At 69.6% G+C, this 25,981-nt stretch carries 30 protein-coding genes and 1 pseudogene; 16 read left to right on the top strand and 15 right to left on the bottom strand.

Features of this window, described 5'->3' with window-relative positions; all coding sequences use genetic code 11:
* The 4 genes from ACIRF9_RS47825 to ACIRF9_RS47810 all read left to right on the top strand — a co-directional run.
* Nucleotides 1-1,177, top strand: a 1,177-nt coding sequence (locus tag ACIRF9_RS47825) for an SGNH hydrolase domain-containing protein (RefSeq protein WP_403836363.1), incomplete at its 5' end; no start/stop codon positions are given.
* Nucleotides 1,178-1,296: 119 nt separating this feature from the next.
* Nucleotides 1,297-2,418: a PP2C family protein-serine/threonine phosphatase gene (locus ACIRF9_RS47820; protein ID WP_403836361.1), complete on the top strand. Its 1,122-nt coding sequence runs from the start codon at nt 1,297-1,299 to the stop codon at nt 2,416-2,418.
* 77 nt (nt 2,419-2,495) lie between these two features.
* A complete protein-coding gene (locus ACIRF9_RS47815; RefSeq protein ID WP_403836376.1) occupies nt 2,496-2,759 on the top strand; it encodes a hypothetical protein in 264 nt (87 codons plus the stop codon).
* Nucleotides 2,683-2,952, top strand: coding sequence for a three-helix bundle dimerization domain-containing protein (locus tag ACIRF9_RS47810; protein WP_403836359.1), 270 nt, complete (start codon nt 2,683-2,685; stop codon nt 2,950-2,952). The genes ACIRF9_RS47815 and ACIRF9_RS47810 overlap by 77 nt, the downstream gene beginning before the upstream one ends.
* Here the strand turns inward: ACIRF9_RS47810 and ACIRF9_RS47805 are convergent.
* From ACIRF9_RS47805 to ACIRF9_RS47790, 4 genes are all read right to left on the bottom strand, one after another.
* Nucleotides 2,909-3,523 carry an FMN reductase gene (locus tag ACIRF9_RS47805; protein WP_403836357.1) on the bottom strand — a complete coding sequence of 205 codons (615 nt, stop codon included), beginning with the start codon at nt 3,521-3,523 and terminating at the stop codon, nt 2,909-2,911. The two genes, ACIRF9_RS47810 and ACIRF9_RS47805, sit on opposite strands and share 44 nt — an antisense overlap.
* The gene (locus ACIRF9_RS47800; RefSeq protein ID WP_403836355.1) at nt 3,520-4,632 is read right to left on the bottom strand and encodes an LLM class flavin-dependent oxidoreductase; all 1,113 of its coding nucleotides are present in this window, start codon (nt 4,630-4,632) and stop codon (nt 3,520-3,522) included. The genes ACIRF9_RS47805 and ACIRF9_RS47800 overlap by 4 nt, the downstream gene beginning before the upstream one ends.
* A gap of 160 nt (nt 4,633-4,792) precedes the next feature.
* Complete coding sequence (locus ACIRF9_RS47795) at nt 4,793-5,728, bottom strand: LysR family transcriptional regulator (RefSeq protein ID WP_403836353.1); 936 nt, start codon at nt 5,726-5,728, stop codon at nt 4,793-4,795.
* A gap of 88 nt (nt 5,729-5,816) precedes the next feature.
* Entirely contained in the window at nt 5,817-6,395 is a 579-nt protein-coding gene (locus ACIRF9_RS47790) for a Dps family protein (protein WP_403836351.1), read from the bottom strand.
* 259 nt (nt 6,396-6,654) lie between these two features.
* Between ACIRF9_RS47790 and ACIRF9_RS47785 the strand changes: the two genes are divergently transcribed.
* The 6 genes from ACIRF9_RS47785 (at nt 6,655) to ACIRF9_RS47760 (ending at nt 13,177) form a co-directional block, all read left to right on the top strand.
* Nucleotides 6,655-7,371 carry a low temperature requirement protein A gene (locus tag ACIRF9_RS47785; RefSeq protein ID WP_403836349.1) on the top strand — a complete coding sequence of 239 codons (717 nt, stop codon included), beginning with the start codon at nt 6,655-6,657 and terminating at the stop codon, nt 7,369-7,371.
* Between the two features lie 625 nt (nt 7,372-7,996).
* Nucleotides 7,997-8,677, top strand: coding sequence for a hypothetical protein (locus ACIRF9_RS47780; protein WP_403836347.1), 681 nt, complete (start codon nt 7,997-7,999; stop codon nt 8,675-8,677).
* A 524-nt stretch (nt 8,678-9,201) separates the two neighbouring features.
* Nucleotides 9,202-11,088 (top strand): amidohydrolase, encoded by a 1,887-nt coding sequence (locus ACIRF9_RS47775; RefSeq protein WP_403836345.1) that lies wholly within the window; start codon nt 9,202-9,204, stop codon nt 11,086-11,088.
* A gap of 128 nt (nt 11,089-11,216) precedes the next feature.
* Nucleotides 11,217-11,879, top strand: coding sequence for a hydrolase (locus ACIRF9_RS47770; protein ID WP_403836343.1), 663 nt, complete (start codon nt 11,217-11,219; stop codon nt 11,877-11,879).
* 55 nt (nt 11,880-11,934) lie between these two features.
* Nucleotides 11,935-12,459 carry a DoxX family protein gene (locus ACIRF9_RS47765; RefSeq protein WP_403836341.1) on the top strand — a complete coding sequence of 175 codons (525 nt, stop codon included), beginning with the start codon at nt 11,935-11,937 and terminating at the stop codon, nt 12,457-12,459.
* Nucleotides 12,440-13,177, top strand: coding sequence for a YoaK family protein (locus ACIRF9_RS47760; RefSeq protein ID WP_403836339.1), 738 nt, complete (start codon nt 12,440-12,442; stop codon nt 13,175-13,177). Before ACIRF9_RS47765 ends, ACIRF9_RS47760 begins: the two co-directional genes overlap by 20 nt.
* Here the strand turns inward: ACIRF9_RS47760 and ACIRF9_RS47755 are convergent.
* The 7 genes from ACIRF9_RS47755 to ACIRF9_RS47725 form a co-directional block, all read right to left on the bottom strand.
* Nucleotides 13,113-13,478 (bottom strand): XdhC family protein, encoded by a 366-nt coding sequence (locus ACIRF9_RS47755; RefSeq protein ID WP_403836374.1) that lies wholly within the window; start codon nt 13,476-13,478, stop codon nt 13,113-13,115. The genes ACIRF9_RS47760 and ACIRF9_RS47755 overlap by 65 nt on opposite strands.
* 70 nt (nt 13,479-13,548) lie before the next feature.
* On the bottom strand, nt 13,549-13,914 hold the full coding sequence (locus tag ACIRF9_RS47750; protein ID WP_403836337.1) for a hypothetical protein: 366 nt from the start codon (nt 13,912-13,914) through the stop codon (nt 13,549-13,551).
* Between the two features lie 69 nt (nt 13,915-13,983).
* Nucleotides 13,984-14,370 carry a hypothetical protein gene (locus ACIRF9_RS47745; RefSeq protein ID WP_403836335.1) on the bottom strand — a complete coding sequence of 129 codons (387 nt, stop codon included), beginning with the start codon at nt 14,368-14,370 and terminating at the stop codon, nt 13,984-13,986.
* Between the two features lie 513 nt (nt 14,371-14,883).
* Nucleotides 14,884-16,128, bottom strand: a complete 1,245-nt coding sequence (locus ACIRF9_RS47740) for an MFS transporter (protein WP_403836333.1) — start codon at nt 16,126-16,128, stop codon at nt 14,884-14,886.
* A gap of 247 nt (nt 16,129-16,375) precedes the next feature.
* Nucleotides 16,376-16,675, bottom strand: a complete 300-nt coding sequence (locus ACIRF9_RS47735; RefSeq protein WP_403836331.1) for a hypothetical protein — start codon at nt 16,673-16,675, stop codon at nt 16,376-16,378.
* Between the two features lie 394 nt (nt 16,676-17,069).
* On the bottom strand, nt 17,070-18,173 hold the full coding sequence (locus ACIRF9_RS47730; RefSeq protein ID WP_403836329.1) for a sensor histidine kinase: 1,104 nt from the start codon (nt 18,171-18,173) through the stop codon (nt 17,070-17,072).
* Between the two features lie 8 nt (nt 18,174-18,181).
* Entirely contained in the window at nt 18,182-18,835 is a 654-nt protein-coding gene (locus ACIRF9_RS47725) for a response regulator (protein WP_403836327.1), read from the bottom strand.
* 232 nt (nt 18,836-19,067) lie between these two features.
* On the opposite strand from ACIRF9_RS47725, the gene ACIRF9_RS47720 reads away from it, so the two are divergent.
* Together ACIRF9_RS47720 and ACIRF9_RS47715 are read left to right on the top strand one after the other, a co-directional pair.
* The gene (locus ACIRF9_RS47720; protein ID WP_403836325.1) at nt 19,068-19,631 is read left to right on the top strand and encodes a histidine phosphatase family protein; all 564 of its coding nucleotides are present in this window, start codon (nt 19,068-19,070) and stop codon (nt 19,629-19,631) included.
* Nucleotides 19,632-20,367: 736 nt separating this feature from the next.
* Nucleotides 20,368-21,222: a Ku protein gene (locus ACIRF9_RS47715; RefSeq protein WP_403836323.1), complete on the top strand. Its 855-nt coding sequence runs from the start codon at nt 20,368-20,370 to the stop codon at nt 21,220-21,222.
* An 86-nt stretch (nt 21,223-21,308) separates the two neighbouring features.
* On the opposite strand, the gene ACIRF9_RS47710 is transcribed toward ACIRF9_RS47715, so the two are convergent.
* Nucleotides 21,309-21,527, bottom strand: coding sequence for a hypothetical protein (locus ACIRF9_RS47710; RefSeq protein ID WP_403836321.1), 219 nt, complete (start codon nt 21,525-21,527; stop codon nt 21,309-21,311).
* Nucleotides 21,528-21,893: 366 nt separating this feature from the next.
* On the opposite strand from ACIRF9_RS47710, the gene ACIRF9_RS47705 reads away from it, so the two are divergent.
* Nucleotides 21,894-22,073: a hypothetical protein gene (locus ACIRF9_RS47705; protein ID WP_403836319.1), complete on the top strand. Its 180-nt coding sequence runs from the start codon at nt 21,894-21,896 to the stop codon at nt 22,071-22,073.
* Nucleotides 22,070-22,321, top strand: coding sequence for a hypothetical protein (locus ACIRF9_RS47700; RefSeq protein ID WP_403836317.1), 252 nt, complete (start codon nt 22,070-22,072; stop codon nt 22,319-22,321). The genes ACIRF9_RS47705 and ACIRF9_RS47700 overlap by 4 nt, the downstream gene beginning before the upstream one ends.
* Nucleotides 22,322-22,555: 234 nt before the next feature.
* On the opposite strand, the gene ACIRF9_RS47695 is transcribed toward ACIRF9_RS47700, so the two are convergent.
* From ACIRF9_RS47695 to ACIRF9_RS47685, 3 genes are all read right to left on the bottom strand, one after another.
* A complete protein-coding gene (locus ACIRF9_RS47695; protein ID WP_403836372.1) occupies nt 22,556-23,551 on the bottom strand; it encodes a phosphotransferase family protein in 996 nt (331 codons plus the stop codon).
* A 293-nt stretch (nt 23,552-23,844) separates the two neighbouring features.
* Nucleotides 23,845-24,594: a class I SAM-dependent methyltransferase gene (locus tag ACIRF9_RS47690; protein WP_403836315.1), complete on the bottom strand. Its 750-nt coding sequence runs from the start codon at nt 24,592-24,594 to the stop codon at nt 23,845-23,847.
* A gap of 54 nt (nt 24,595-24,648) precedes the next feature.
* Nucleotides 24,649-24,783 carry a hypothetical protein gene (locus ACIRF9_RS47685; protein WP_403836313.1) on the bottom strand — a complete coding sequence of 45 codons (135 nt, stop codon included), beginning with the start codon at nt 24,781-24,783 and terminating at the stop codon, nt 24,649-24,651.
* Between the two features lie 700 nt (nt 24,784-25,483).
* Here ACIRF9_RS47685 and ACIRF9_RS47680 point away from each other — a divergent pair.
* Both ACIRF9_RS47680 and ACIRF9_RS47675 read left to right on the top strand, forming a co-directional pair.
* Nucleotides 25,484-25,647: pseudogene (locus tag ACIRF9_RS47680) on the top strand (cold-shock protein).
* 89 nt (nt 25,648-25,736) lie between these two features.
* Entirely contained in the window at nt 25,737-25,964 is a 228-nt protein-coding gene (locus ACIRF9_RS47675) for a hypothetical protein (protein WP_403836311.1), read from the top strand.
* Nucleotides 25,965-25,981 lie beyond the last annotated feature (17 nt).

Raw genomic sequence — 25,981 nt, 5'->3', positions numbered from 1 at the left:
CGGACTCTCGTACGGCTGGTACCTGTGGCACTGGCCGCTGCTGGTCATCGCCCCGTCGGCGCTGGGCCGCGCCGACGGCACGGCCGGCGTGCCGCTCGCGCTCGGGCTGTCCGCGGCGGCGCTGGGCCTGGCGTGGCTGACCCTGCGCCTGGTCGAGAACCCGGTCCGCTTCCACCGTGCCCTCCGCGGGCGCCCCTGCCGCGCCCTGGTTCTCGGAGCCGCGCTGTCGATCGGCGCCTCGGCGCTGGCCCTGACGGCGACGGCGGTCCCACCGACGATCGAGGTGGGCGATCCCGCGCCCGCGCTGGCGCAGGCTCTCTCCGGCACACCGGCCCCGCAGGCGCGCCTCACCGAACTCCTGGAGTCGTCCCCCACCGCCCTGCCGAGCAACCTCGCCCCGCCCCTGCCGAAGGTGAAGTCCACCCGCTCCGCGATCTACCGGGACGGCTGCCACGTCGACTACGCCGCCACCGGCACCCGGCCCTGCGTCTACGGCGACCGGACCTCCTCCCGTACGGTCGTCCTTTTCGGCGACTCCCACGCGGCCCAGTGGTTCCCCGCCCTGCATCGGCTCGCGACCACACGCGGCTGGAAGCTGATCTCGCTGACGAAGGCCTCCTGCAAGGTCGCCGACGTGACCATCCTCATCGCCCACCAGCCGTACACCGCCTGCGACACCTGGCGCTCCAACGCCATGGCAAGGATCAATACCCTGCGCCCCGACCTGGTCGTCGTCTCCTCCTCGGACGCCGGAGACCCGGCCCGCCCCGCCGCCGACCCCCTCCACCAGTGGACCACCGGCTTCGAGAACACCTTCCGCGACCTGGGCACCTCCGGCGTCCGGGTCGCCGCCCTGCTCGACACCCCATGGCCCAAGGGCGACCCGATCGACTGCGCCGCCAGGAACTCCCTGCGACTACACGCGTGCGCGAACCGCTTACCGGACGCGACCCGCGACAAGACCCGCGGCGCCGCCCTCCGCGCCGCCGCATCCACCACGGCCACCACAGTCATCGACCCCACCCCCTGGCTCTGCGCCCCTCGCACCGGCAGCTGCCCCGTAGTCGTCGCCAACACCGCCGTCTACCGCGACGACAGCCACCTCTCAGAGGCGTACGCCGAGGCGCTCGCCTCGGTTCTGGCGCCATCGCTGGATCGCCTCATGGGTGCGCCCTGAACACACCGGATGATCACAGCGACGGCGACCGAGTCAGCGCCGTCACACCAACGTCCGTCTGCGCTGACTCCGGGGCGGCGCACATCCCCGTATGCGGAGCTGGGTGGGACCCTTGGGGCATGGCCCTTCGACCACGGCCGGACGTCCGGCGTTCCTGGCGGCCGGGTCACGCACCCGCACTGGCCGTGATCCCACTGGGGCTGATCGTCACGGTCTGTGTGGTGGATGTGCTGGCTCCGCCGCACATCCACCTCGGTCCCCTGCTGGTGGCGGCACCCGCGATCACGGTGGCGTTCGCCGGTGCCCGTGTGACGGCGCTGATGGGAGCACTCGCGGTGGCGGCCCAGGTGTTGATCGGTGTGCTCAGAGGGGTCCTGCCCACCGCCAACATCCAGGCCCAGATCGCTGCCCTGATCGTCGTCTCCAGCGTCTGCGTCACCGTCTGCGTGGTGCGGGACCGGCGTGAGCGGCAGCTGCACCGGGTGCGGTCGGTGGCCGAGGCAGCGCAAAGTGTGCTGTTGCAGCCACTGCCCGCACGCACTGGCCCGCTGCGCATCGCCGGCCTGTACATCCCCGCCGAGGAGGAAGCCGACCTGGGCGGAGACCTGTACGCGGCCGCACGGACCGCCCACCACAGCACCCGGCTCCTCATCGGCGATGTCCGCGGCAATGGCCTGGCCGCGATCAACAACGCCGCCCTGCTGCTCGGCGCCTTCCGCGCAGCCGCCCATCGGCAGGCCACCCTCCCTCGCCTCGCCATCCACATGGACGCCGCGTTCCGCTGGGACACCAGCCAGTGGCGATCACAGGCAGAACAGGACACCGACGAGGACTTCGCCACCGCCACGCTGCTCGACATCCCCGACCACGATCCGGTCGTCCACCTCATCACCTGCGGCCACCCACCCCCGCTGCTCCTGCGCGGCAATCAGCTCACCTCGCTCACGGCCGAGGCGAGCCACCTCCCGATCGGATTCGGCGGGGCCTTCGGCGTCGCCGCCTACGACGTCCAGACCTTCCCGTTCGAGGTCGGCGACCTCCTGCTCCTCTACACCGACGGCGTCATTGAAGCGCGCAACGCCGACGGACTCTTCTACCCCTTCACCGAACGGGCGCCCGAGTGGACCAAGGACGACCCCGACGACCTCCTGCGCCATCTCCAGGAGGACCTGCTGGCCCACGTCCACGGACACCTCAACGACGACGCGGCCGCGGTCGCCATCCGCCGCTTGGCCGTCTGAACCCCGGCCACCTCCTCCGACCGCGTGTGATGTAGCCGGATCGCGGTGGACCGGCTCACCTCGGGATGCAGCGCCTGATGACACTCCTGCTGGCCGAGGTTGTCGTTGATGATGTCCGTGTGACCAACCGCATCAGCGCTCTGATCTCGGCCTTCGGCGTTCTTGCCGGCATGATGCTGCTCGTCGGTGCCGTTCGCGAGTACCGCTCAGGGACATCGGCTCTCTGGATCGTGGCCGGAGCTGTGATCTTCCTCAGCGCCTTGTATGCGCTTGCACGGGATGTGCGGCGCCTACGCAGGGGTGGCACCAGCGGCGATCGAGGCTGCGGTCGGGGCCACTGAGGACAGGCTCCGCGATTCCCGCATCCGCGATTTCGTGCCGATCTTCGTCGAGCGGCACGCCCGTGCCCGGCTGGACGCAGCCTTCGCGCCGGGGGCGAGATCCCATGTGGTTACCGCAGGTCAGAGCCCATTTCAAGCGATGGGCGTGATCAGTCGAAGCGCAGATCGGCGAGTTGCTTCCTGGCCGAGGTGAGGTCGTCTTCCGCCACGGGACGAGTTGCTCTGGTGGCCAGGACCGAGGCCATCTCCCGGCCTGCCCGGCGTATGCGTGCGGGCAGGCCTTCCGTGTGCGCGTCGCTGCCGGATCCCCAGTCCTCCGACGCCGCGTACACGCCGGTCGGGAGGACCACGGTCCGCAGGTAGACGAAGAGCGGGCGCAGCGCGTGATCCAGGACAAGGGAGTGGCGGGGCGTACCGCCCGTCGCCCCGATCAGGACCGGCTTGCCCGCGAGGGCGCCCGGATCGATCAGATCCAGGAAGGACTTGAACAGCCCGCTGTACGAAGCGCTGAACACCGGCGTCACGGCGATCAGGCCGTCGGCGCTGGTCACCGCTTCGATCGCGCCGGCGAGCTGAGGCGGGGGAAAACCGGTGACGAGGTTGTTGGCGATGGCGACAGCCAGGGCCCGCAACTCGATGACCTCGACTTCCGCCTCGTGGCCCTGACCGGCGAGCTCGTCGCGGACCGTCTCGGTGAGACGGTCCGTCAGCAGACGTGTGGACGAGGGGGTGCTCAGACCCGCGGACACAGCGACGAGCTTCATGCGGCGGTCCCTTCCGTAGCGATTTCCGAAGCGATGTCCGAAGCGGAAGCGAGCAGCGACGCGTGGGTCGGCGCCTCCGGCACGTCCGCCGGGCGGCCGACGGCGAACTCCTTGCGCAACACCGGCACGACCTCCTCGCCGAGCATGTCGAGCTGCTCCAGGACGGTCTTCAGCGGCAGCCCCGCGTGGTCCATCAGGAACAGCTGGCGCTGGTAGTCACCGGCGTACTCCCGGAAGCTGAGCGTCTTCTCGATCACCTGCTGCGGCGAGCCGACCGTCAGCGGGGTCTGGTCGGTGAAGTCCTCCAGGGACGGCCCGTGTCCATAGACCGGCGCGTTGTCGAAGTACGGCCGGAACTCGCGTACCGCGTCCTGCGAGTTCCTCCGCATGAACACCTGCCCGCCCAGCCCGACGATCGCCTGCTCGGACGTGCCGTGCCCGTAGTGGGCATAGCGCTCCCGGTACAGCTCGACCATCTGCTTCGTGTGGTCGGCCGGCCAGAAGATGTTGTTGTGGAAGAAGCCGTCGCCGAAGTAGGCGGCCAGCTCGGCTATCTCCGGCGAGCGGATCGAGCCGTGCCAGACGAAGGGCGGTACGCCGTCCAGCGGGCGCGGGGTGGACGTGAACCCCTGCAGCGGGGTGCGGAACTTTCCCTCCCAGTCGACGACGTCCTCCCGCCACAGGCGGTGGAGCAGGGCGTAGTGCTCGATGGCGAGGTTGATGCCCTCCCGGATGTCCTGGCCGAACCAGGGATACACCGGGCCGGTGTTGCCACGGCCCATCATCAGGTCCACCCGCCCGTCGGCCAGGTGCTGGAGCATCGCGAAGTCCTCGGCGATCTTCACCGGGTCGTTGGTCGTGATGAGGGTGGTGGAGGTGGAGAGGATGAGCTTCTCCGTGCGCGCCGCGACATAGCCGAGCATGGTGGTCGGCGAGGACGGCACGAACGGCGGGTTGTGGTGCTCACCGGTCGCGAAGACGTCGAGCCCGACCTCCTCGGCCTTCAGTGCGATGGCGACCATGGCCTTGATGCGCTCGCGCTCGGTCGGTGTCCGGCCGGTGGTGGGGTCCGGTGTGACGTCGCCGACGCTGAAGATCCCGAACTGCAAGGTTCCTCCGGGTATCAGGTGATTGGGTGGTTCTCGAACGGTAGGAGTCCACTGCACGGCTGGGATGACCGCGCGTGCACGGGAAGTGGTCCCACAGCGCTCTCTACGTCTGCCCTGGTCCTCGGAGCGGAGGTTCAGAATTCCGAGCCGTACGTTGCCGTCAGGTGATGTGCCGTAGCAGCGCGGCGACCGCCGGGGGTGCCTCGCCGGGAGGTCGTACCACCATGATCTTCCAGTTCGGTGCGTGCCGGTCGAACCGGTACTGAGGCAGATCGGGGAAGCGGTCGGCGATGGACCTGGGCATGATGCAGACGCCCAGGTCGTTGCGGACCAGTTCGGCTGCCGCGCCGATGTCGTTCACCTCGAACGTCGTGCTGCGGTCGACGCCCGCGGCCCGGAAGGCCCGGTCGACCGCGTAGCGAATGGCCCAGCCGGGTGTGAAGTCCACCAGGGGCAACTGCGCGACGTCGGCGAGCCGGACCTCGCCGTTCGGTGTCACCCCGGCAAGCACCCGCCGGGGGGCCGCCAGCAGCACCATGTCCTCGCGGGACAGCAGCCGGGTCGCGAGCCCGCGCTGCTGCTGGCGGTCCAGCGCCACCACAGCCAGGTCCACCGTGCCCTCACGCAGTGCCTGCCGGATGTCGGCGACGGCCGCCTGCCGAAGCTGCACGACCACGCCCGGATGCTCCGCACGCAGCGCGGCCAAGGCATGGTGGAGTCCCGCCCAAACCCCCTGCATCGTGCCGACCGTCACCCGCCCGCGCAGCTGCCCCCGTACGGCGTCGACGGTCTCCCGGGCCAGTTCGGCGGCCCGGAGCGTCGCGCGTGCCGCGGGGACGAACGCCTCGCCGGCCGGGGTGAGGGCGACGCGGTGTGTGGTGCGGTCGAACAAGGGGGTGCCCAGTTCGCGTTCGAGGGCGCGGACCGTGCTGGACACGGCGGACTGGACCACGTGCAGTCGCCGGGCCGCCGCGGTGAAACCGCCCGTGTCCGCCACCGCGACGACAACCTCCATCTGCCGCAGATCCATCATCCGCTCCCGGTCCAGCAGCGCTCCGTCTGGTGCGAAGGCGACGGTCTTCGATCTTCGCTGCATCGTATGCGGGCGGCGGTCCGTCGTGCGGATGCCGGCTCATGCCGCTCCGGACACGCCTCGCGTACGCCGGGGCAGCCGAGCCCATTGCTCAGGCGCGGACCAGCGGTGTGTCGACCAGATGCTCGGCCAGGAACCACACATGCCGTTCGCCGGTCCGGATCACCTGGGAGACCAGCAGGTCGATGGTGCCGTCGTCCCCGCACTCGGCGGTCCTGGCGGTGGCGTCATGGGCGTCGATGAGGATCGTCTCGTGGGCCTCCAGCAGCCGGGACAGCATGGCCGGCACCTCCTCCACCCCGTCCGGGGGCCGCGGGATCGACGTGATCTCGGCGACGTGCCGGGGGTCTCCCACCGCGACGCCGCCCAGCGACTGGATGCGTTCGGCGACGGTGTCGATGATGTCGAGCTGTTCGCCCGCGTGCTTGTCCAGGAGCAGGTGCAGCTGGTAGAAGGTCGCGCCGCGCATCAGCCAGTGGTGCTTCTTGTAGAGGCCGTAGAGGATCTGCGTGTCCGCGAGGACCTTGTTCAGGCGCTGGCAGGAATACATCCGTGCCTCGTAGGTCAGGGCGATGGGGAACTGCTTGACGGTCCCGAACTCCTGGATCACCTCACCCTTCTGGTGCAGCAGGGGCTGGCTGCTGTGTGTGGATGGGGAGTTGGTGGTCATGGTCCGCCTCCTGCGGTTCCGTGCTGTGCGTACCCCGGTGACGCTAGGTGCCCGGTCGGGGGGTGTCTTGACCGGCAGTGCATGCGGTGGTGCCCGCCAGCGCACTGTGCCGGTCCTTGTCCTCGGTGTTCGCTCTCGGGCAAGCCTGCGTGCGCCGGCGGACTCGGGCCGTAGTCCGGCCGCTCTGGCGTCAGCGGGACAGTCCATGCCCGGAGAGGCGGCGGAACGAGGAGAGGCACGAGCGCGAACGAGCAGGCGGATGTGGTGGTCGTCGGGCTGGGACCGGGCGGCGTGTCAGCTCGGCTGGGTGGGGCTGCTCTTCGTCCCGGCGCCAGTCCAGCTGCCGGGCATCGTGGTGCTGATCGTGGCCGAGGTGTCCGTTCCCGTGGAGGCGCAGTCCGCCGGGATGACGCCCTGGCATCCGCACCACATCGCCGAGCGCTACGAACTGTTCACCCTCATCGTCCTCGGCGAGTCCGTAGCAGCCGCCACCGTCGCGGTCCGCAGCGCCTTCGACCGGCATCACGGCACCGGTTCGCTGTACGCGCCGGCGGCCGACGGCCTGCTCCTGGCGTACGCCATGTGGTGGCTGTACTCCGCCCGCCCCGCGCACTCGCTGCTCGCCACGACGTACCAGACCCACCGAAGGCGATTCCCCTGGGCCTACGGCCACTACCTCGTCTTCGCCTCGGCGACCGCGGAGGGCGCCGGCCTGGCCGCGTACGCCGATCACATCACGAGTCACACCAGCACCTCGCCGACTGCTGCCGGCGCCGCGGTCACCGTCCCGGCGGCCGTCTTCCTGCTCACGGTCTGGGGCGTGCACCTACGACCACACCAAGGAGCCTGGCCGAACGGATTCCGTTCCCCGTCGCCGCGGTCGGTGTCCTGGCGGTCGCTTGGTACCCGGCCTGGTCGCGGTGGTCACGATGCCGCGCCGGGTGACAAGGCGTCCCGCAGCAGAAGCCTGCCCTGAGCCAACAGACATGGGCCGCGCGGATGGACACCGTAGAGGAAGTCCGTCCAAGCGGCCGCCATGCCGCCCGTCGTCTACCGCTGTGCGGATGAGACCGGCCACCTCCTTGGGCCGGGACGGAGGGGAGCGCGGAGCGAAGTGTCAGTCGGCGCGGAGCGCGGTGCGCAGGACGTCGGTGGCCGGCGTGATGGCGGCCTCGGCGACGTGGGTTTCGCGCGGGACGCTGAGCATCACGAAGTCGTGGATGGCGCCCTGGAGCCGGTGTCGAAGTTCGCGTAGGCCACCGGGTAGAGCACCTGCTGGACCAGCGGGAGGCCGCCGGGCTCCTTGGCCACCAAGGTGAGCGCGGCGGCCACATCGCCGCCGAGGGAGTCCCGGCCACGGCCGGCCGGGCGTGATCACATCAGCCACGCGAGGATCATTCCAGGATGGTCAGGGTGCCTTCGTCGAGCCGACGGACTGGAGAAGAATGATGGAGCAGGGATGAAGCCCTGCAGCCAGCGGTCGCGTTTCTCGCGACCGGCCAGCGGCATGACGAGCCACCTCTTGCCCTTGACGCTGGGCGAGTCCGCGAGAGCAACGGGCTCCTGATCGTGCCCTACAACTCTGTGCAGGGAGCGTCCGGGTGAAACCGACAGCCGAGTCCGTCCAGTTCCTCAACGAAGAGGTACGTGCCCCTCGTGGACTTCGAGAGGTCCCTTCGATCGACTTCCCGTCCGAGACGGGAGCACTGATCGAACTTCTCTCGGCGGAGTGGGAGGGCTGCGTCCTTCCCTGCTACGGGGGGAACTACTACGGATGGACCCGGCTCTCGGTCTCTCGGGGCGGCTGGACCTCGTCCCCCGAGGGGGAGGAGTTCATCCGCATCGCGGAGAACCACGACGCTCCCTGCGCGATCGTTCTGCGTCGCGACGGCAGGGTAGGGGTCTCCTGGAGCGGCGAGTACACGGACATGTTCGCCGGCTTCACGGAATTCGTGGAGATGGTGGCCCTGTGGTCGACGCTGCGGGGCTGGACAGTCCTGGAGAGCTTCGGTCTCCGGTTCTCCGACGCAGTGGAGTTCGTCTCCCGCGGGAGGACCCGCCCTGTGACGGGCGGGAGCCTCACTCGATGGACGCGCTTCGACGATGCGGTCGTCCTGGAGGAGCCGTTCCTGACCGGCGACCCCGAACGCCCGCCACGGGTCCATGTCGTGGTGGCGGACTCAGCGAGGCTGGCCGGCTCCGACTTCGTCGGGTTCTTGCCGTATCCGCGCTTCTCGACGATCGGCCAGGGTTTCCCCGACCTCCCGGCCCGATGGGTCTGACATCCGGTCCTGACTGACCTCTCCGGGAGTTCCGCTCCCGGGTGTAGTTCTTCTCCGCCTCGCTGGGTTCGTCCAGCGGGGCGGAGTGCTCGCTCACGGCGCCCACCGCCTCGGGCTGGGCCGAGTCGGCCGCCTGGGCCCAGGCGATGAACCAGGCATGCGGGGTTCCCGTGGCGCCTTACGGGACAGCCTTTAGGCCACGCAGGCGGCGGAAATTGTCCATGCGCGCACCGGAGTTGACCCCGGAGTGCACGCCAGAGGCAGTGCACTGTCGGAATGCATCCAGTGCACTGCCGGGATATGTGGACGCGTCGACGCGAAATAGCCTGGCGGCGCAGCAGTCGAGGGCCAACAGGCCCGAGCCTGCGCATCGCATGGAAGGCTCACCCGGAAAAGCGGATCGGTTCAGCTTGGGCGCGGTAATTGCGCATTCCCCGATTCCTTTGCGCCCGCCGCTGTCCACGCACATGGAAGTCGATGCAAAGGCAATCGACGCCGTTCATCCCGCAGGAGGTTGTCGAAAGGTGTCCACGATGCCGGTCGGTGGGCTGGTTCCCCGCGCCACCGACAACGCCGCGGACCTGGTCGTCCGCAACGCGAAGATCCACACCGGAGACCCGGTCCGCCCGCAGGCCGAGGCGATCGCCATCCGCGACGGTGTCATCACGGCCGTCGGCGACGACAACGACGTGGCCTCCCACATCGGCCCGGACACGAAGGTGGTCGACGCCCTCGGCCGCCGGACGGTTCCCGGCCTCAACGACGCGCATCTGCATGTCATCCGAGGCGGGCTCAACTACGTACTGGAGCTGCGCTGGGACGGTGTCCCCACACTGCGCCAGGGCCTGGCGATGCTGCGTGAGCAAGCCGCCCGCACCCCCAAGGGCCAGTGGGTACGGGTGGTGGGCGGATGGTCGGCCGAGCAGTTCGCCGAACGGCGGCTGCCGACCGTCGCCGAGCTGAACGCCGCCGCGCCGGACACCCCGGTGTTCGTCCTGCACCTCTACCAGTCGGCGGTGCTCAACAGGGCAGCTCTCAAGGCCGCCGGATTCACCAGGGACACCCCTGACCCCAAGGGCGGCCAGATCGTGCGGGGCCGGGACGGTGAGCCCACGGGCATGCTGCTGGCCGCCCCCAGCGCCCTCATCCTCTACTCGACCCTGGCCAAGGCCCCGGTGCTGGAAGGGGAGGACAGGAAGACCTCCACCCGTCACTTCCTGCGGGAACTGAACAGGTTCGGCCTCACGTCGGCGATCGACGCGGCCGGAGGGTTCCAGAACTTCCCCGACAACTACAGCACTGTCGTCGAACTGGCGAAGGCCGGTCAGCTGTCACTGCGCATCGCCTATCATCTCTTTCCGCAGACCGCCGGCCAGGAAATCGACGACCTCACCCGCTGGATCGAAATGGCTCGGCCCGAGGACGGGGACGAATGGCTGCGCCTCAATGGTGCGGGCGAGAATCTGACATGGGCGGCCGCGGATTTCGAGAACTTCGCCGAGCCACGGCCAAACCTAGCCGACTTCGAAGCGGAATTCGAGAAGGCCGTACGCCTGCTCATGGAGAACGGCTGGGGATTCCGGCTGCACGCCACCTACGACGAGACGATCCGCCGGGATCTCGAGGTGTTCGAGAAGCTAGCCGCGGAAGGGCTCTTCCCGGCCGGCAACCGGTGGCTGTTCGACCATGCAGAGACCGTGTCCGCCGACAGCCTGGACCGCATCGCCGCCCTCGGCGGTGCCATGTCCGTGCAGAACCGGCTGTCCTTCCAGGGCGAGGCGTTCCTACGCCGCTACGGTCCCGGTGCCGCCGCGGACGCCCCTCCGATCCGGGCCATGCTGGAGCGCGGCCTGACCGTGGGCGCCGGCACCGACGCGACCCGGGTCTCCACCTACAACCCGTGGGTCGCCCTGCACTGGCTCATCACCGGCCGCACCGTGGGCGACCTGGTCCTGCGCCCGCCGCACAACCGGGTCGACCGCCGCACCGCGCTGGCGATGTTCACCGAGGCGGGCGCCGCGCTGACCGGGGAGGAGGGCGTCAAGGGCGTCCTGCGCCCAGGCTTCCTCGGCGACCTGGCAGTCCTGTCCGAGGACTACTTCACCGTGCCCGAGCAGGACATCGCGCACATCGAGTCCCTGCTCACGGTCGTCGGCGGCCGGATCGTCCATGCCACCGCCGAGTACGAGGGCCTTGACGAGGAACTGCCACCGATCAGCCCCGCCTGGAGCCCGGTGGCACACTTCGGCGGCTACCACGCCACGCCTGGTACGGGCCTGTCGGGCGCCCGCCAGGCCGAACTGCTCGGCCAGGCCGTCGCCGAGTCGGAACAGCACCGTCAGTGGCGCGCCCGACGCGGCCTCACCCCTGAGTCCGCGAGCACGTTCTTCGACCCCTGCTTCTCCCTCTGATCTCCCGGGAGGGGCCCGGTCACGAGCCGCCCCTCCCGGGACACCACCCCAACTCGCACCGCACCGCGCGGTTGCGCTCGACAGCGGACACCCGTCCGTGATCACAACACCCCTGGAAAGGCCCTCCCATGGTCAACATCTCCGAGGTCACCGCGGCCCCCAGCCCCGACCTGCTCACCCCGGACAACTGCGCGGTGCTGTTCATCGACCACCAGCCGCAGATGTTCTTCGGCACCGGCAGCGGCGACCGCACCGCGATCATCAACTCGACCGTCGGCCTGGCGAAGGCCGCCAAGGCGTTCGACGTGCCGGTCGTGCTGAGCACCGTGGCCGCCGAGTCCTTCTCCGGCCCGATCATGCCGCAGCTGCCCGAAGTCTTCCCCGACCACAAGGTCATCGATCGCACCACGATGAACGCCTGGGAGGACGTCAACTTCGTCGAGGCGGTCAAGGCGACCGGCCGTAAGAAACTGGTCTTCGCGGGGCTGTGGACCGAGGTCTGCATCGTCCTGCCCGTGCTCTCCGCCCTCACGCAGGGCTACGAGGTGTACGTGGTCACCGACGCGTCCGGCGGCGTCAGCCCGCAGGCCCACGAACACGCCATCCAGCGCGTGGTCCAGGGCGGCGCGGTCCCGGTCACCTGGGTGCAGGTGCTGCTGGAGCTGCAGCGTGACTGGGCCCGCGGCGAGACCTACCTGTCGGTCATGGACGTGGTGAAGGACCACGCCGGCGCCTACGGCCTCGGCGTGGTCTACGCGCAGGCCGTCATCGGGGCCCACGCCGCCGGCTGATCCCGCTCCTTCGCAGAGCAGTCAAGGACAGAGTGTCAGGAACAGGCAGGAAAAGATGAACGCTGGACTGCTGGTCCTCCGGCTGGTGGCGGGACTTCTCATCGCCGGCCATGGGGTTCAGAAGGTGAGTTTCCGACTCGGCGGCCACGGCTTGGCGGGCGGCACCGAGGAGTTCCGCGACGACGGGTTCCGCGGCGGTCGGCTGACCGCGATCGTCGCCGGAGCCAGTCAGATCGGTGCCGGTCTGTTCCTGACCGCCGGACTGCTCACACCCCTGGCCGCGATGGCGGCCATGGGGGTGATGACGGTCGCGGGCACCGTGAAACGGCCCAAGGGCCTGTGGGTGCAGAACGACGGCTACGAATACCCGATGGTCCTCGTCGTCGTCTCCGCGGCGCTGGCCCTCACCGGGCCCGGCCGGTGGTCGCTCGACCAGGTGCTGGGCGTCACGCCCTGGCCGCTGTGGGTCGTCCTCCCCGCCATCGTGGTCGGCCCGGTGAGCGGACTGCTCACCCGCGTCGTACTGCACCGTCCGCCCACCGCAACGGAAGGGAAGCAGTATGCGCAGGCTGCTGAATGACGCGGTACGCACACTCGCACCGGCCCGAGAGGACCGCCACGGCCCGCTGCCTCCCCTCATGCTGACGCTGACGGTGGTCACGGGGCTGGTCGACGCGGTGAGCTATCTGGCCCTCGGGCACGTCTTCGTCGCCAACATGACCGGCAACGTGGTGTTCCTGGGGTTCGCGCTGGTGGGCGCCGCGAACCTGTCCGCGCTCGCCTCCGTCGTCGCGCTGGCGGCGTTCCTCGTCGGCGCGCTCGCCGGGGGCAGGCTCGGCACCCGGTTCTCGACGCACCGCGGAAACCTGTTGAAGACGGCCACCGCCGTGCAGACGGTTCTGTTCGCCGTCACCGTGGTCGCCGCCGCGGTCACCGGCGGCCAGGTCACCACCGGTGTCCGGTACACACTGATCGTGTTCCTCGGGCTCGGCATGGGCCTGCAGAACGCGGTCGCCCGGCGCCTCGGCGTCCCGGACCTGACCACGACCGTACTGACCTTGACCCTGACGGGGCTCGCCGCGGACTCCACCCCGGCCGGCGGTGCGGCTCCACGGCCCGGCCGCCGGATCCTGTCCGTGCTGGCGATGCTCCTCGGCGCCTTGGTCGGAGCCCAACTGGTCCTGCACGGCCACCTCGTGCTCACCCTGAGCCTGGCCCTGCTGCTCCTCGCCCTCACCGCGGTGACCACCCACCGCCTCTCGGCCGACGACCCGGCCTGGACCCGGTCACCGTCCTGAGACGGGCACCGTTTGCCCGGCTCAGGGATGCGGAATGTCGCGCGTGGCGGGATCGGTGACGACGTCGACCAGCAAGGGACCTTCCGTGAATGGGTCCGTCCAGCAGGGAGAGCCAGCGGCCACTGCGGCCGCTGCGCACCGCGACGAGTTCCGCCGCGAAGGAGATGGCGGTCTGCTCCGGCGTCGACGCGCCCAGGTCGAGGCCCACGGGTGCGTGCAGCTGCGCCATGGCCTCGGGGGACACGCCGGCCTCCGCGAGATCGCGGATCCTGCGTGCCTGGGTACGCCGGGAGCCGAGCACACCCACGTAGGCCAACGGCCGTCCCAGTCCTCACCGAGGACAGGAATGTCGAACTTCGGGTCGTGCGTCATCACGCACACCACGGTCCTGCGATCCGGCCGATCTGGCTCACGGCGGCGGCGTGGGCGTCGGCCCCGAACACCAGCAGCCGTGGCGGCGGGGACCAGGCCTCGAACAGAACCCGGGCCTCGCCCTGCACGCCGAGGTACGTCCGTACGGTCGTGTCGTCCTGGCTGAGCATCAGGCGCGCGTCGGCGAGGACCCCGAGGTCCAGACCGGCACTGCCGGTGCTGCCGAGGTGCCCGTCCTTCCAGACGGCGACGGCTCCGCCGGTCTGTTCGCCGAGGTCCGACATCGCCCGCGCCACGACGACCCGACGCCTTGCCGCGGCGGCCAGTTGGGCGGCGGCGAGGACTCGAGCCGTGCCGTCCGCCACGGCCTGGACGAAGACGTCGATCTCGCCACCGCACGTCAGCGCTCCGCTGCCTGCCGGTTCGTCAGGCCCTCAGCCACCAGCCGGATCACCGCGACGGGCGAACCCGACTTCGGCCGCCAGGGCCGAAGCCCGGTCCGCACACGCGAACGCGGCAGTCCAGTCCATCCGGTAGAACCGCACGACCGAGTCGACGGCGACCGCGGTGGCCTCGGCGGCCTTGTCCTGAGCCTGCGCCGCGGCCTCCAGGGCATCGGACACGGCATGGGCGGTCACCTCGTCATCCCCCACCATCGACAGGTCGAGGGCCCGCAGCCCGAGCAACTGGGCTTTGAGCGAGGCAGGAATGCCGGGAAGAGCGACTCCGGCCGCGGCCAGCCGAGCCGCCTCGGTGAAGTCGCACTGGCCGGACATCCGCGCCAGGCCGAGCCGCACCCGCGCTTCGGCCTCCGGTTCCATGCTGCCGCCAGGGCCGGAGCCCACCGGCCTGCCAGAGCAGCAGCATCGTCTCGGTGCTGATCGCCGGCCGGTCCGGGGCCCGCTCGGCGGTGAGTCCCAGTGCCTGGCGGCTGAGTTCCACCGCTGACGACGGCGCGGACGTGGCGAGTTCCGCCGCAGCGGCCCTCACCAGCTCCACGGCCCTGCGGTCACCCGGCTCCGCACTGTCCGACAGAACGCATGGAAACGGGTGAGTGCCGCCACAGCGCTCCATGTCCCGCTGCCCGGCCGCAGCACCTGTCCGTCAGGCGAGGACCGCGCCTCTTGCTTTCCCTCTACAGTGGGCCCGGACCTGGTCGGAGGGCGAAAGTGTCGAGTGAGGGATGGGCGGCGAGTGACTGCCGCCAGGCGGTGCGGAGGCCGCGCGGTACCAGCCCCGGTGGCTCCACAGCGCGCTGCCGACAGAACCTCACCGGCTCTGTCGGCAACCGCCCAGCCTCGCCTGACCTCATGTGACTCTTCGGGCACCCGGCGTCACAGGCCCGCGGGGCCCGGCTCCGCCGCCGCCCCCTGCCGCCGCTCGGTGGTCCAGTAGAGGAGAGCGATGAGGGGGAGGGCGGCACCCAGGACGGTCAGGGCGGCCCAGCCCCCGGCGTGGTAGACGACGGAGCCGAGTTGTGAGCCGACCGCGCCGCCGACGAAGAACATGGCGATGAAGGCGCTGTTGAGGCGGGCGCGGGCGGCGGGGTCGAGCTGGTAGACGGTGTGCTGGCCGAGGATCAGGGTGGTCTGTACGGCCATGTCGATGAGGATCGCGGCCAGCGCGATCAGTACGACGCTGTGTCCGCCGAACCCGGCGAGCGCGAAGGCCAGGACGGCGACCACGAAAGCCACGCCGGTCATGGAGCGGACCAGCCCACGGTCGGCCCAGTGCCCGGCGAACGGAGCGATGGCCGCTCCGGCCGTGCCGACGAGGGCGAACACGCCGACTCCGATCGGGGAGTAGTGGAAGCGGGGGCCGGTCAGGACGAAGGAGACCGTGGTCCAGAACGCGCTGAAGGCGCCGAACATCGCCGCCTGGTAGAGGCCACGGCGCAGGAGTACCGGGTGCGTGCGCACGAGCCGGACGGTGGAGCGCAGCACGTGGTGGTAGGGGATGGTCGTGGTCGGCGCGTGCTCCGGCAGGGCCGCGCGCAGGGCCACGGCGAGCACGGCCATCAGAGCGGCGGAACCGAGGAAGACGACACGCCAGCCGGCAACGTCCGAGACCAGACTGCTCAACGTACGGGAGAGCAGGATGCCGGTGAGCAACCCGCTCATCACCCGGCCGACGATGCGACCGCGGGCGTGGTCGGGGGCGAGGCTGGCGGCGAAGGGCACCAGGATCTGCGCGACGACCGAGGTGGCGCCGCTGATCAGCGAGGCGATCAGCAGCATGGGGAAGCTGGTGGCGAGTCCCGCCACCACCAGGGCGAGCGTCGTGACCGTCAGCAGAACGGTGATCAGGTTGCGCTTCTCCAGCCGGTCACCGAGCGGGACCAGGAAGAGCATGCCGATCACGTAACCGACCTGAGTCAGCGTGATCAGGGAGCCGGCGGTGGCCGTGCTCGTGTGGAAGACACCGCTCAGCGAGGACAGCAGGGGCTGGGCGTAGTAGAGGTTGGCGACCGTCATGCCGGAAGCGACGGCCAGGAGTGCGACCAGCCACCCCGGTACGCCGTGAGGGGCCGTTGCGGTCGCAGGCCGGCGCGAGGTCCGGGGATCGGATGAGGCGGACATGGGCACCTTCTTGACGGGGCGAGCCGGGAGACCGGCACGGGCGGGGCTTGCTGGGTGGGATGGCCGACAGCTTCTTCGATGCCGTCACGCAGGTCTAAGCGCTGATGTACCCCTCGGTGCTTCCTCACCTGATGAGATGGTTCGGGATGTCAGTCATCTCAATCAGAGATAAGCAGCGGCAGGCCGAGGATCTGTCCGGACATCACCCCGCCCCGTCCCCCACAAGCACGACCTCGGCACGAGGCGATCACCTGAGCGGCTGCCCAGGCCCCAGCGATATCTGGGCGGAGTACACGGGAACGGTGGCCGCATTCGGGGCCGGCTCTTCATAGCACTCGATCAGCAGGTCACCGCGTAGATCGTCGAGTTCGCTCCGGGCCTCCTGCAGGAAGGCGGTGACCCACGCTTCCAGGGACGAGTCCCTCAAGGCGACATTCGGAACCTGGCTGAACTTCGGTCCGCCCAGTCCCTGCCATCCGGCCCACGGCTCACTGGCTGTACGAATGCGTAGGCGATACCAGTAAGGCTGCCAATAGGGCTTCTTCATCAGGGCTCTGCTCCAGACATCATTCAACCGCCGACCTGGCTACTCTTGCCCCCTCAGTCAACGCGGCAACTGCGCTACCTGGCCAGGCACATGACCGCCCGCCCAGGTCGTAGGCGTCCTGGGCCTGCTGAGGGTGCACTCCCAGAACGCCGAGCGTGGCGGTGCGAAGGCAGGCCGCTGCCTCGCTCACCGTCATCCGGCCGCTCTGGATCCCCTGACTTTTAGGTGGGGGAGGAAGTCAATTGTGCTGTTACGGGCAGCTGCCGGTTGGATGCCCTTCCGCTCTTGGCGGCAGGGCGTGTGCCTGGTGTCCTCCCGCAGTCACCACACACCGGCCAGTGCCGACGAGTCGTCCCGCCGGCTTCAACGCCCCGGAGCACTCAGGCTCGCCTGGCTACCACGTGCCCTCGGCCGGGAGTTCCAGGCACAGTTGGTAGCCGCCGTCTGTGGTTGGGCCACAGGTGACGGTGCCGCCGAGGAGCGCGGCACGTTGACGCAGGCCGACCAGGCCGTGGTTGGCGCTGGGAAGGGACAGAGCGGGTCGGGTCGGCGCCGTGTTGGTGACTGTGACGCGGACGGTTGTGCCCTTGTGGTGGATGCGGATGGCCGCTGTCGCGCCGGGGGCGTGCTTGCGTACGTTGGTCAGCGCCTCCTGGACGGTGCGGTAGATGGCGCGCTGGACGGGCGGAGGAAGGCTGCTGGACAGGTCCGTCTGCAGCTCGGCCTCGATGTCGCTGTTGTCGACCAACTGCTGGAGATCAGCCAGGGAGGGCTGCGGGATCAGTTCCGTGGGCCGGCCGCCGGAGGTCCGCAGGACGCTGACCATGTGCCGCAGCTCGTCCAGGGTCTGCACGCTCAGCCTGCGGATCGTGGCTGCGGCTTGTCTGACTTCGGCGTCCGGGCTGCCGACCTGGAGTACTCCGGCCTGCACCGCGATGAGGCTCACCTGGTGCGAAACCACGTCATGCATTTCGCGGGCGAGTGTCGTGCGTTCCTTGGCCAGCACGGTCTGGGCGGTCAGGTGCCGCTCGTGGTCGCGTGCCTGGGAGATCTCGGCGAGTCGCAACGACAGATCACGCCGGGTCTGAACGAGCTGGCCGAGGAACACCGGTGCGGCCGCCGTCGCTGCCGTGTAGCTCAGGGTGACAAAGGTCGACGGTGTCGAGAAGTCGAGGTCCGGCGATGGAAACGGGGTCATGTCGCTGACGGTGAACGCCACAGCACAGGCAGCCAGCAGGGCGCGGTGGCGGGTGAGTGAGGCGAGCGTGTACAGCGCGGCCAGGGCGGCGAAAATCGCGTCGGAGACGAGGACTGCAGGAAGGGTGAGCAGGAATGTGAGCAGCGGCAGGCGACGGCGCAGGAGAAGAGCGAAGGCAGCGGCCAGGGCGCAGGCCATGCGCAGCGGCTCGGAGGTGTCGACGTGGGCCCAGACATCGAGCAGTGATACTCCGACGAGGGCGGCGTCCAGCAACGGGGCGGACAGACGGCGAGTACTCATGATCTTTTCTAGCCACGCGGCGGCTTGAGCAGGCCGGCTCGTTCCGCAAGCAGGGCGGCCTGGACGCGACTGCCCACCTCCAGCTTGGTGAGGATCGCGCTCACATGGTCCTTGATCGTGCCGGTGCTCAGGTGCATCCGTGCGGCGATGTCGGTGTTGGACAGCCCGTCGGCGATGAAGGCGAGTACGGCGCGCTCGCGGTCGGTCAGCCGGTCAAGGCAGCGGACGGCGTCTTCCTCAGGACCGGCGTTCAGGTAGCCGTCCACGATGGTCCGGGTGACCTTGGAGGACAAGACGGTGCCGCCGTCGGCCAGCGCCCGTACCAGGGAGGGTAGTTGATCCGGGTCGGTGTCCTTGAGCAGGAAGCCGGCGGCGCCCGAGCGGAGTGCCGTGGCGACGTACTCGTCCATGCCGAACGTCGTGAGCATGGCCACCACCGGAGGGTGCGGTAGACGGCGGAGGTCGGCCAGGACGGTGAGGCCGTCCACGTCAGGCATCCGGATGTCCAGCAGGACGACGTCGGGGTGTCGCTCCTGCGCCGCTCGGACCGCCTCGCCGCCGGGAACCGTCGCCACGACTTCGATGCCGTCGGTCACCTCGAGGATGTGCTGGAAGCCCGTACGGATCAGTGCCTCATCGTCGACCACCATTACCCGGATCACGCGTGCTCCCTCGCCATCGGGCCCACTGTCCGATTCGTACCACGTCGAGGGCGGTTCTGCGGATGCCCCGCCCCGAATGCGGCCAGGTGGCGGGAGTGCACCAGCCAGTCGGCGGGTCGGTTCCGGTCAGGTGCCGGATGGTTGCCGTGCGTAGCTTTGCCTGACTGTGGAGGTGGGAATTCCGGCCGTCTCGTACCAGCCGGCCCGCTGCCGGGTACGAAAGGGATCAGCCATGACGATCAGCCTGACACTGCTTTGCGCGATCGCCGGGGACGACACCAGCGAGGCAGTCTTCGATGACGGTGCCCTGAGTGAGCGCGGCCTGCCTGAGGCAGGCGCCACCAGAGGAACCCTGCCCCGCTACTCGGTGGCCGTCCGGGCACCTTCGACGCGCTGCGCCCAGACCGCTCATGCCCTGGCCCTCAAGACGACCCTCGAGCCTGCGCTACGCGACGTCGACTACGGCAAGTGGCGCGGTCGCACGGCCGCCGAAGTCGCCGCCACCGACCCCTACGGGTTCTCCACCTGGATGACGGACCCGGATGCCACGCCCCACGGAGGCGAGTCCGTGCGCCAGCTCTGCCAACGGATCGCGAACTGGCTGAACAGCCTGCCCCTCGACACGGGCGGCGCACTGGCCATCACGGAACCGGCGGTCACCCGGGCCGTGCTTGTCCACGCTCTGTCAGCACCTGTGAGAGCCTTCTGGCACCTCAAAGTGCCGCCTCTGTCGACGGTGTCTGTTACGCCACGTGCCGGACGTTGGCAGGTGCGGCTGGGGCGCGTCTCGCTATAGGGAGGGAGTCTCTCCCCGTGACCGTGCGGCGGATCGCCGATCTCTACACGGGCGAGGCCACGTCCGATGCGCGTCAGCGGCGCGACGACCAGGCACAAGTCCAAGTCTCCCCGGAGCGACCATGACCGGTCCCGTGGCGGGTGCCGACGCGTCGGCTTGGCCAGAAAATCGAACACGTGGCCTAATTTTGGTTAACGAGTACGCCCCCTTCCCCCGCGATCTGATCGAGCTCCAGGTGGACTGGCAGCGCATGTACGCGGCGCTCGCCGTGCCGCGCCCGGTGCACACCGTCGCACGGCGGCGCCGCCTGCGGGCGCTGTCCAGCCAGCTGCTGTTTCACCCGTACCGGGTGGATGTACTGGGTGGGGCTGGGCATGTGGGCAGACGACCCCGCGTCCGAGGCCGTGGAGTCACGCGAGCCCACTGAGCCTTGAGGAGCCGACGCCGCAGGCGGCCGACCGCTGGGCCTGGAAAGTCCGGCGAATGCCGTCCGTCGGCAGTCGCCCCGCCGGGCTCGTCGTGCACGTGTGAGACTGCGAGGAGGCGCCCCAGGAGGGGGAGGAGCTGGACGTGTTCACCGCGCTCGACGCGCTGGGGCCCTCGGGTGCCGTTGCCTGCGCGAGTGCGGGGCGGACGTCGCGCTGGGGCCGCTGACGTAGACCGGAGACGCCCCGCGGTCGCCTGCGGCATAGCATGAAATCCCAGCTCACGAGGGGAGTGAGGGAGGGCAGCCGTCATGCCCGGGCCCGTCATCTGGAACGGCCACATCACCTTTGGCCAGGTCTCCGTGCCGATCGGCCTGGTCAGCGCCGTCGAGCGCGGGACGACGCCGCTGCACCAGGTCCACACGGCCGGCGGCTGCCTCGGCCGTATCCGTGACCGCCTGGTGTGCGAGCTGGACGACCAGGAGGTTCCCCTGCCCGCGATCGGCTGTGGCTATGAGACGCCCGCCGGCATCGTGCCGCTGGCCGACGCCGATCTCGACAGCCTGCCGATCGCCACCGCGCGCGCCATCGAGCTGGTCGCCGTCGTCCCCACCGACCGGATCGACCCCCGGCAGATCGGAGCCGGCGGCTATTACCTCGCCGCCATCGACTCCCCCTCCACCGCTCGGCCCTACGTCCTTCTGGTAAGTGCCTTGAAGCGCCGGTCGCGGGTCGCCATCGTCAAGTACGCGACCCGCGGGGACCGTGAGCGGCTCGGCATGCTCCGCCCCGTCGGCGACGCCCTGGTCCTCAACGGGCTGCGCTGGAGCGACGAGATCCGCGATCTCGAGCCAGGCATCGCACCCCTCCCGGCCGACGTCACCGAGGACGAGCTGGCCGCCGCCCTGGAACTCGTCGAGGTCCTCAGCACCGACGAACTGGACAGGATCCCCGACCTCACCGACCACTACCCCCAGGCCGTCGCCGAACTCGTCGACGCCAAGATGCACGGCCACGGGCTCACCCAGCCCACCGAACCGCCCGAGCACGTGCAACCCGTCGACCTCATGGCCGCCCTCCAGTGGTCCATCCGCACCGCGCGCGCCAGCCGCGGCGAGGACGTCGACACCGGCCCGCACGGGACGGGGCCCAAGGAATCGCAATGAAGGCTTGGGCCTGGCACTCGGCTGCGATCTTTTCCGAGGAAACGTCGTGGGCAGGGCCTCGTTCGCCGCACTTCTCCCTTGGTGGGTCAGGGCAGCTGGGACCAGTGGCCCATGGCCTGCTGCGGCGTGGACTGAGTCGCCGAGGGGGTGATGGACCGGCTCGCCGGGCTCGCCGCCGAGCTGGCCCAGAGCCCGACGACCAGGCTCGCGGCCTTTATCCAGCGGGCCCGCTGTGCCCCGGACGAGAGCGGCGAGGACGTCGTACCGGCCGCCGTCGGCCTGCTGCGCGAGACTGCCCGCGCCATTCCCGTGCGGCGGATCGCACCGCCCCCCGCGCCGCCCGGCAGCACCCACGGACATAGTCGCGCCCCACATCGTCGCCGCCTTCGAGGACCTCGACCGGCACACGCGCGTGTACGCACCGACCACGGCCCTGCTGCGTACGTTCCACGAAGTCCTGGGCGCTCGGGTGCCCGAGCGCACCGCGGTGCCGGCCGAGCAGCTGAGCAGCCCTGACCCCGGCCATCCTGAAGTCCTCCCACCCGATCGCCGCCCCGGCCAGGGAGGCACTTGCCGCGCACATCGACGCCCAACGGGCGGCGCACGGCCCCAACGTATGGGCCGCACAGCAGGCGCGGCCGCCCAGCAGCCACCAGGAGGTCGACCGGGCCTTGGCGCGCCTCGGCGACGCACGCGCCCTGCCGGGTCTGCTGGCCGCGCTGGACAGCGACCTCGACGCCCGGCGTGCGATCCAGGTCGCAGGGCATCTGCCGCAGGCGGCGGACCAGTTGGTGCCCGGCTCTGCGACCACCCGCGCCGGATCGACCTCTCCCAGCAGCGGAAGGAGATGAGCGCCAACGCGATCCTGGGCACCCTGGCCGCGCTGGGTGACCCGGCTGCGATTCGTGTGGTGGTGGACACGCTCGGCGCCGCAGTGCGCCATGCGCAGGACCGCGTCACTCGATCAGCCCTGAAGGCACTGGGAGCGTTCGGCCCGGGCGGCGGCCGGCGCACGGTAGTCGATCCGGTCGCTGACCACCGCCACCGACGCGCGCATACGACCTGCCGCCGTCGCCGCGCTGTGGGCCGTGGGCGGTGACCTGGCCGAGGCCATGCCGCTCCCGCTCGGCCTCCTCGACGACCGCATTACCTTTCGCATCGGTGACGCGGCTGATCTGCTCGGAGAGACTTGCTTGCGTGTGCCGGTCAGAAGCGGGCGAGGTCGCGGACGATGGCCAGGGCCGCTTCGATGGTGCTGTCGGTGCGAGGCAGGGTGCCGGCCTCGGGCAGCATCCTTTCGGGCGTGATCCGCAACGCCACGTCCTGGCGGTGCTTAAACCACCGAGACCAGTGCCAGCGCTTCGTTGCCGTGATGCTCGGCGATTTCCTGCATGAATGCCCGGTCGGGGAAGTCTCCCTCCAGCAGCCGGAGCGGCCCCGCCGTCAATGACAGCCGCTGTGTGAGCGTATAGAGCGCGAGCCGGTCTTCGTCGAGGCCCTCCACCGCCAACCGCCGATAGTGGCCCTCGGGGTGGCGGAGCCGCAGGAACACGTGCTCCCACTCGGCGTCGAAGTACATCAGGTCCTCGGTGTCGATGAGAACGGGGTTGCCGTCCCGGTCCACCAGTACGTGGTCCAGTCCCAGTTCGCCATGGACTACGGAGTACTCGGCACGCGGCCGCACCGCTGCGACGAGCTCGTGCAGACGCTCCTCCAGCCGGTCGCTAGCCTCCGCGATCCTCCGATCACGCGAAGCCGCCTCGGCGAGGCAGTACAGCCCGAAGTCGAGCGCGGCTTCTTCGCATGACGTCCCCCGCGACACCCCGCCGGCGTCGATCAGGCCGACCTTGCCGAACGACGGACCGCGGTGACTTCCCATCGCCGCCAGCCCCTCGGCGAGGCGGGCCATGGTCGGTTCCGCAGTGTGCGGATCGCGGTTGAGCAGGTCCAGCAGGTCTTCGCCGGGGAAGTCCTCCAGGATTGCGAGGTCGGCCGGGTAACGGGCGCGGTCGCGGTCGGTCAGGTGGACCTCGGGAACGCGCAGCCCCAGCGATTCCAGCCGGGCGTGGGCGGCTTCGTACAGGTCGAGCCCGCTACCAGGTGAAAACGGATCGGTGCGGTCGTCGTCGCCCTCGGCCGCAGGCCAGTAGTTCTCCGACGCCTCCCACAGATAGGCGATCGCCGTCGTGGCGTCATCCATCGTCAGCCGGTAGACGCCCTTCCTGGTTCCGCCCGCGAGCCGCTCGACCGTCTCCAGCCGCCGCCCGCCGCCCAGCGCGGCCCGCGCCGCCCCCGCCAGATGGTCTCGCGTCACTGTTCGGGGTGCCATGCCCACGACCTGCCTTCCCACTCGACAACTGGGGCAACCTACGTGAGCCATCACTCAGTGACGAACGATTCTTTGGAGCCTCAACTTTCGTCCATGCGCCTTCAGGAGAGGTCTTCAGGCGACCGGCGGCCTTCGACGTCCTTCGGAGGTTGCTCTCAAGCCGCGAGCTTGCCTCCTGTTGCGGCAGTCTGACGGGCTGTGCAGCAACCCAGTGACGTCAATTCTCGGTTCTGGCACAGACCTTGGGGAGCGGTCGTGGAGGGTAATCGGTGGCCTTCGCAGAGGCCCGGTTGTCAGGTGGCTTGGAGGCGGAAGTGCAGCAGGTCGGTGGCGTCCGCAGGGGCTGGTCTGCCGTCCGAATCGGTGATCGCGGTCACGGCCAGGCCGGCGGTCGTGACCAGTTTCTCGAAGTGGGCCCGGGGGTACCAATGCATGATCCACGGGCGGTCCACGATGGTGCTGTCTGAGCCGTGGTGCCGTTCGTAGCGAAGAAGCGTCGTCTGTGTCCGGGCTGTCTCGTCACGTTGCTCGGCGACGACGGACACGCGGAGCTCGGCGCCGTCGGGTGCGGCGGCGGTGCGCACCTGGCCGAGCTGTTCGGCGGGGGTCGGTGCGGGGGTGAACAGGGGCACCAGAGCGGCGCCGCCCTCTGCCAGGTGAGCGCGGATGCCGCGCAGGGCGGCGAGCGCTGTGGCGTCATCGGGGAGCAGGGTGAAGGTCGGCCCGGCGAGAAAGATCGCCCGGTAGCGGCGGGGCAGGTTCAAAGCCTCCATGCGCTGGTGGAACACGGTGGCACGAATGTCTTGTTCGGCTGCCCGGCGCCGGAGCCGTTCCAGCATGTCGGCGGAGGAGTCGACGCCGTCGACGTCCAGGCCACGTCGGCGCAGTTCGAGCAGTGGATCACCGTCTCCGCACCCCAGCTCCAGTGCCGGCATGCCGACTTGCTGGATGAAGTCTGCGTAGGGTTCGGGGTCCTGCGAGTGAGCCTTCAGCGGTCCGTAGATCTCCGCGACAATGCCGGTGTAGAAGTCAGCTGGGTTCACGGTGGTCACCCTACGCAGCCCCTTACGTACGTTCACTTGACTATCGATGGCGCGTCACTGCAGCAGGATCATCTCGCGGAGCGGGTCGAATCCCGCTCGTCCGTGGAGTTGCCTCTTGATCTTCTTGCTGCGGTTCACGGCACCTTCGGTGCCACCAGAAATCCAGTGCAGGGTGAATTCGGCCGTCACGGCGTCGAGGTCCCGGAGCAGGTGGGGGTCGAGGTTGGTGAGGCCCGGCAGCTGACTGGCGTCGACGGAGTGCGGCGCTGTCCTGCTCGCTCAGGGCTGTGAGGTGAAGGGTGAGCCAACCCGTGACCTGCCGCATCGTCGGCGGTGGAGGCTGCGCCTGCGGCGGCGCGGCGCGCAGGGTGGCATTGTAGGAGCGGACCATCTGATGGGGGACGGGGGCGTTCTCGGCGAGGAGCTCGCGATGCGGAGGGTGACGTTCGAGCAGCCGGCGGCGAACCATGCCTTCGCCGCCTACGGACTGAACGATGCCGCCATCACGCCCTCCGTGCTTGGGCACTAGTGTGGGCCGCAGACCTCGCAGCCCGCCTTCTTGACGTCCGATGACCTGGACATCGACTGACCACGAGCGTGCAGTAGCGCGGCTGCGGGTTTGCTGACACGGGGGTTTCGTCGGCGAAACGCGGGCACGGCCCTCCAGTCGGGTAGAGGGAGACGCAGCGGACGACAACGGACGCTACGACAGCGGCTACGACGACATCGCCGAAGGTGCCTCCGTCACCGTCTACGGCGCATCCGAGGGCGTTTCCCCCCGGCACATCGCGCCCTGGTGCGGGCGTTTTTTGTTGTGCAGTGCCGGGCCAGGGCGATCACCTCCAGGACCGCGTGGTGTGGTTCCTGACATAGACCGAGAGGTGCCAGCATGGCCAGCGGAACCGTCAAGTGGTTCAACGCCGAAAAGGGCTTCGGCACTACTCCAACACCAACGCCACTGGCTTCCGTGAGCTGCGGGAAGGCCAGGCGGTCACCTTCGACATCACCCAGGGCCAGAAGGGCCCGCAGGCAGAGAACATCACGCCTGCCTGACCTGGCGGCCTCGCCAGGGCCGTAAGCAGGGCACGGGGCAGGGTACAACTCCTCGCTCGCGCTACGCCGAGTCGGCGCAGACTGCTGCGGTGGAAGGAGACGACCTGGCGCGGAGCAACCTCCTGGTGGTGCTGTGCGCGCTGCCCGACTGGAACCGTGCCGAGAGCCAGGTGGACGTCTTCCTGTCGTTCTCCCTCCGGTACCAGATCACGGAGGCCGTGGACGATCTGACAGCTCTCCAGCGCGCGCTGTCCGTCGATCCGCACCGGCTGGCTGCGGTTCTCGGTCGACTCCAGCAGGCGTTGCAGAGGCACTGACCGTCGAGAGCGCAGCC

Source organism: Streptomyces sp. NPDC096132 (assembly GCF_044763345.1).
Classification (GTDB): Bacteria; Actinomycetota; Actinomycetes; order Streptomycetales; family Streptomycetaceae; genus Streptomyces.
This window is presented reverse-complemented; position numbering and strand designations above follow the sequence as displayed.

What these genes read in the sequence shown, in the direction of transcription:
- ACIRF9_RS47815 (WP_403836376.1), top strand. Translation starts at nt 2,496, where the DNA reads ATGACACTCCTGCTGGCCGAGGTTGTCGTTGATGATGTCCGTGTGACC.
- ACIRF9_RS47810 (WP_403836359.1), top strand. Translation starts at nt 2,683, where the DNA reads ATGCGCTTGCACGGGATGTGCGGCGCCTACGCAGGGGTGGCACCAGCG.
- ACIRF9_RS47720 (WP_403836325.1), top strand. Translation starts at nt 19,068, where the DNA reads ATGACGATCAGCCTGACACTGCTTTGCGCGATCGCCGGGGACGACACC.
- ACIRF9_RS47790 (WP_403836351.1), bottom strand. Translation starts at nt 6,395, where the DNA reads ATGACCACCAACTCCCCATCCACACACAGCAGCCAGCCCCTGCTGCAC.
- ACIRF9_RS47710 (WP_403836321.1), bottom strand. Translation starts at nt 21,527, where the DNA reads ATGGCGCGGGCAGTCTCGCGCAGCAGGCCGACGGCGGCCGGTACGACG.
- ACIRF9_RS47715 (WP_403836323.1), top strand. Translation starts at nt 20,368, where the DNA reads ATGCCCGGGCCCGTCATCTGGAACGGCCACATCACCTTTGGCCAGGTC.
- ACIRF9_RS47735 (WP_403836331.1), bottom strand. Translation starts at nt 16,675, where the DNA reads ATGAAGAAGCCCTATTGGCAGCCTTACTGGTATCGCCTACGCATTCGT.
- ACIRF9_RS47765 (WP_403836341.1), top strand. Translation starts at nt 11,935, where the DNA reads ATGAACGCTGGACTGCTGGTCCTCCGGCTGGTGGCGGGACTTCTCATC.
- ACIRF9_RS47785 (WP_403836349.1), top strand. Translation starts at nt 6,655, where the DNA reads ATGTGGTGGTCGTCGGGCTGGGACCGGGCGGCGTGTCAGCTCGGCTGG.
- ACIRF9_RS47695 (WP_403836372.1), bottom strand. Translation starts at nt 23,551, where the DNA reads ATGGCACCCCGAACAGTGACGCGAGACCATCTGGCGGGGGCGGCGCGG.
- ACIRF9_RS47745 (WP_403836335.1), bottom strand. Translation starts at nt 14,370, where the DNA reads ATGGAACCGGAGGCCGAAGCGCGGGTGCGGCTCGGCCTGGCGCGGATG.
- ACIRF9_RS47795 (WP_403836353.1), bottom strand. Translation starts at nt 5,728, where the DNA reads ATGCAGCGAAGATCGAAGACCGTCGCCTTCGCACCAGACGGAGCGCTG.
- ACIRF9_RS47740 (WP_403836333.1), bottom strand. Translation starts at nt 16,128, where the DNA reads ATGTCCGCCTCATCCGATCCCCGGACCTCGCGCCGGCCTGCGACCGCA.
- ACIRF9_RS47760 (WP_403836339.1), top strand. Translation starts at nt 12,440, where the DNA reads ATGCGCAGGCTGCTGAATGACGCGGTACGCACACTCGCACCGGCCCGA.
- ACIRF9_RS47730 (WP_403836329.1), bottom strand. Translation starts at nt 18,173, where the DNA reads ATGAGTACTCGCCGTCTGTCCGCCCCGTTGCTGGACGCCGCCCTCGTC.
- ACIRF9_RS47700 (WP_403836317.1), top strand. Translation starts at nt 22,070, where the DNA reads ATGAGCGCCAACGCGATCCTGGGCACCCTGGCCGCGCTGGGTGACCCG.
- ACIRF9_RS47820 (WP_403836361.1), top strand. Translation starts at nt 1,297, where the DNA reads ATGGCCCTTCGACCACGGCCGGACGTCCGGCGTTCCTGGCGGCCGGGT.
- ACIRF9_RS47805 (WP_403836357.1), bottom strand. Translation starts at nt 3,523, where the DNA reads ATGAAGCTCGTCGCTGTGTCCGCGGGTCTGAGCACCCCCTCGTCCACA.
- ACIRF9_RS47770 (WP_403836343.1), top strand. Translation starts at nt 11,217, where the DNA reads ATGGTCAACATCTCCGAGGTCACCGCGGCCCCCAGCCCCGACCTGCTC.